This is a genomic window from Dietzia sp. DQ11-71 (assembly GCF_014144995.1).
GTDB lineage: Bacteria > Actinomycetota > Actinomycetes > Mycobacteriales > Mycobacteriaceae > Dietzia > Dietzia kunjamensis.
Genome location: NZ_JAALDT010000510.1, coordinates 1 through 3,000, shown reverse-complemented (window position 1 = coordinate 3,000; position 3,000 = coordinate 1). Strand labels below are relative to the sequence as shown.

Below are 3,000 nucleotides of genomic sequence, written 5' to 3'. Positions count from 1 at the left end.
AGATCATCGGTCTCGGCGCTCCGGGTGGGTGCCCTTCTCTCGTGGAATGAGGTGGCGGACGTGGCCCCCACACGACTCGGCCAGCGCCCGCAGCTCTCCGAGGAGGTCGCCGACCACGTGCGGACTCGGATCATGAGCGGCGATGTCCGCCCGGGGTCCTTCATCCGGCTCGACGAGACCGCCTCCGCACTCGGGGTGAGCGTGACCCCGGTCCGGGAGGCACTACTCACCCTGCGCGGCGAGGGCCTCGTCGATCTGGTGCCGCGGCGCGGCTACCTGGTCTCGCCGATGAGCCGCCAGGACATCGAGGACATCTTCTGGCTCCAAGCGGAACTTTCCAAGCGCATCGTCGACCGGGCCATCACCCGCTACGACGCGGAAACTCTCGAGTTCCACGGTCGTCTGATCGACGAATTCGAGAAGGCATCCGCGTCAGATGACACCGACGGCGTGGTGCACGCCCAGTACGCGATCCACCGGTGCCTCAACCGGGCTTCCCGCTCGGACAAGCTGTCCCGGTTCCTGTCCAACGCCGCCCGCTACATGCCCTACCGGCTGTACGCGGACGACCCCGAGTGGCGTGCGGGCGCACTGACGGACAACCGCCGCATGCTCGAGGCGCTGCGTGACGGCGACGTCGAGACGGCCCACGAAGTGGTGGACGCCGAGTTCACCGGTGGCGCGAGTCTGCTCATCGCCCATCTCGAGCGAGCGGGCGTGTGGGACGACGAGCGCGCACCGGAACTCGACCCCGAGCACTGAGTCCCACTTCAGTGATCGGTCCGTCCGCACTCTCCACCTCAGATCGGTGAACAGGATGCGGTAGGTGGCCGTCCGAACCGTCCGGGGGAGTTCGTCGGGCCGCGTGCGAACTCCACGGGATTCCGAGTTCATCCCGGAACGGTCGCTGCAGGAAGCCGGTGGTCGCGCACCTGTGGATCCGGCCCGACGATAGAGCTGGTGAGCACTTCCCTGCTCTCCCGGAGTGGTCGGACGGGAGCCGGGACACCAGCTCAGACGCCCACGGTGCCGTGCTCGGAACGCAGTGTGCCCTTGACGACCTTGCCGCTGGCGTTGCGGGGGAGTTCGTCGACGTGGACCAGATGCTTGGGGAGCTTGAAGCCGGCGAGCTTGTCCCGCAGCCACTCGCTGATCTCCTCGAGGGTGAGATCGGCAACGCCGTCCTCCACGTTCTGGGCGACCACTGCGACGGGGACCTCGCCCCACCTGTCGTCCTTGCGGCCGATCACCGCGACCTCGCGGATCCTCGGGTGCCCGGCGATGATGTTCTCCACCTCGGCGCAGTAGATGTTCTCGCCGCCGGAGATGATCATGTCCTTCTTGCGGTCCACCACGTAGACGAAGCCCTCGTCGTCCATGCGGACCAGGTCGCCGGAATGGAACCACCCGCCCTCGAAGGCCTCCGCCGTCTCCTTGGGCTTGTTCCAGTAACCGGACATCGTGGTGGGACCACGGTAGACGATCTCGCCGACCTCACCCGGGCCGACGGGCTCGCCGAAGCCGTCGACGACGCGCGCCTGGAGGGTGGGGATGACCTTGCCGACGGAACCGATCTTGCGGATCGCGTCATCGCCGTCGAGGGCACAGGTGATGGGGCTCATCTCGGTCTGGCCGAACACCGCGCAGTTCAGGGCGTCCGGGAAGGTCTCGGCCATGGCGCGCAGGATCGTGTCGGTGGACGGGGCCGCGCCCCAGGAGATGTTGCGCAGCACCAGGCTGCGCGGGCGGGCCTGCTGCTCGGCACAGACGGCCTGCCACTGCACGGGGACGAGGAAGATGCTGGTGATGTGCTCGGCCTCGAGGGTGTCTAGGACCGCTGCGGGGTCGAAGGCCTGCAGCGGGTGGACCACCGTGACGCCGCCGAGTTGGAGGCTCGGCGCGATCGAGCCGAGCGCCGCGATGTGGAACATCGGGGCGGCGCACAGTGCGCGCCCGTCCTCGTCGAACAGTCGGAAGACCCGGATGCAGGTCAGGGACTGCGCAGTGAGGTTTTCGTAGGAGAGCATGGCGCCCTTGGGCCGCCCCGTGGTGCCCGAGGTATACGTAATGAGCGCGGTGGAGTCCTCGGGCACGTCGACGGGCTCATGCGGCTGGCCCTGCTCCGCTATCGCGTCCGCGTATGTGATCTGGTCGGGCGCCCCCGGTTCACCGCCGATGACGATGTGGTGGCCCGGCTCCTCGCCCTGGGCGCGGATCGCGCCGACGAGCGGCGCGAGCATCGCGTCGGTGACGACGACCTTCGGCGTGCAGTCGCTGACCAGGTAGGCGAGCTCACCGGGGGTGAGCCGGAAGTTCACCGGTACCGCGATGGCGCCCAGCTCGTTGATGCCCAGCACGGCCTCGACGAACTCCGGGTTGTTGAGCGTGATGAGCATGACCCGGTCGCCCCTGCCCACACCGCGGCGGGCCAACGCGTCGGCGAAGCGGTTGCTGCGATCGTGCAGCTGGGACCACGTGGTGGTCTGACCGAGGTAGCGCAGTGCCTCCGCGTCGGGCTGCATCTCGGCGTGGGTGGCGACCCACGTGTTCCAGTTGTTGCGACGTGCCGCGTGGAGTTCGGCGATGGGATCCGTGGCGGTGGTCATGATCTCGGCCTTTCGTCGGGCGGTGGGTGACGGGAGGGGCAGGTGACAGGAGGGACGGTTCAGGAGAAGTTCGGGCGCCGTTTCTCGAGGATCGAGGACACGCCCTCGGCGAAGTCGGGGGAGATCAGCAGCTCGCACTGGCCCTCGTGTTCCCTGGCCAGGGCCGCGTCCAGCTCGGCGAGCGTGGCCCCGGTGACGGCCCTCTTGGTCAGTTCCAGGGCGCGGCCCGAACCCCGGGCCAGTCGGCGGGCGAGCTTCGCGGCGGCGGGCTCGAGGTCCGCGGTCGGGTGGACCTCCATGGCCAGTCCGACGTCGTGGGCCTCCGCGGCGGAGACGGCGTCGCCACGCAGCAGCATGCGCGAGGCGATCGACCGTCCGACGGCCGCGGGCAGCA

3 protein-coding genes are annotated in these 3,000 nt (G+C 68.9%); 1 reads left to right on the top strand and 2 read right to left on the bottom strand.

The features are described 5' to 3' along the window. Nucleotides 1-24 precede the first annotated feature (24 nt). Nucleotides 25-762 carry a GntR family transcriptional regulator gene (locus G6023_RS15415; RefSeq protein ID WP_472986459.1) on the top strand — a complete coding sequence of 246 codons (738 nt, stop codon included), beginning with the start codon at nt 25-27 and terminating at the stop codon, nt 760-762. A gap of 251 nt (nt 763-1,013) precedes the next feature. Here G6023_RS15415 and fadD5 read toward each other — a convergent pair whose 3' ends face one another. Continuing rightward, nucleotides 1,014-2,606: a fatty-acid--CoA ligase FadD5 gene (fadD5, locus tag G6023_RS15410; RefSeq protein WP_067720059.1), complete on the bottom strand. Its 1,593-nt coding sequence runs from the start codon at nt 2,604-2,606 to the stop codon at nt 1,014-1,016. Nucleotides 2,607-2,665: 59 nt separating this feature from the next. Continuing rightward, nucleotides 2,666-3,000 (bottom strand): enoyl-CoA hydratase-related protein (locus G6023_RS15405; protein ID WP_241727902.1); only part of this gene is annotated, 335 nt, incomplete at its 5' end.

Coding starts and splice junctions, on each gene's coding strand:
- fadD5 (WP_067720059.1), bottom strand. CDS start 2,606: ATGACCACCGCCACGGATCCCATCGCCGAACTCCACGCGGCACGTCGC.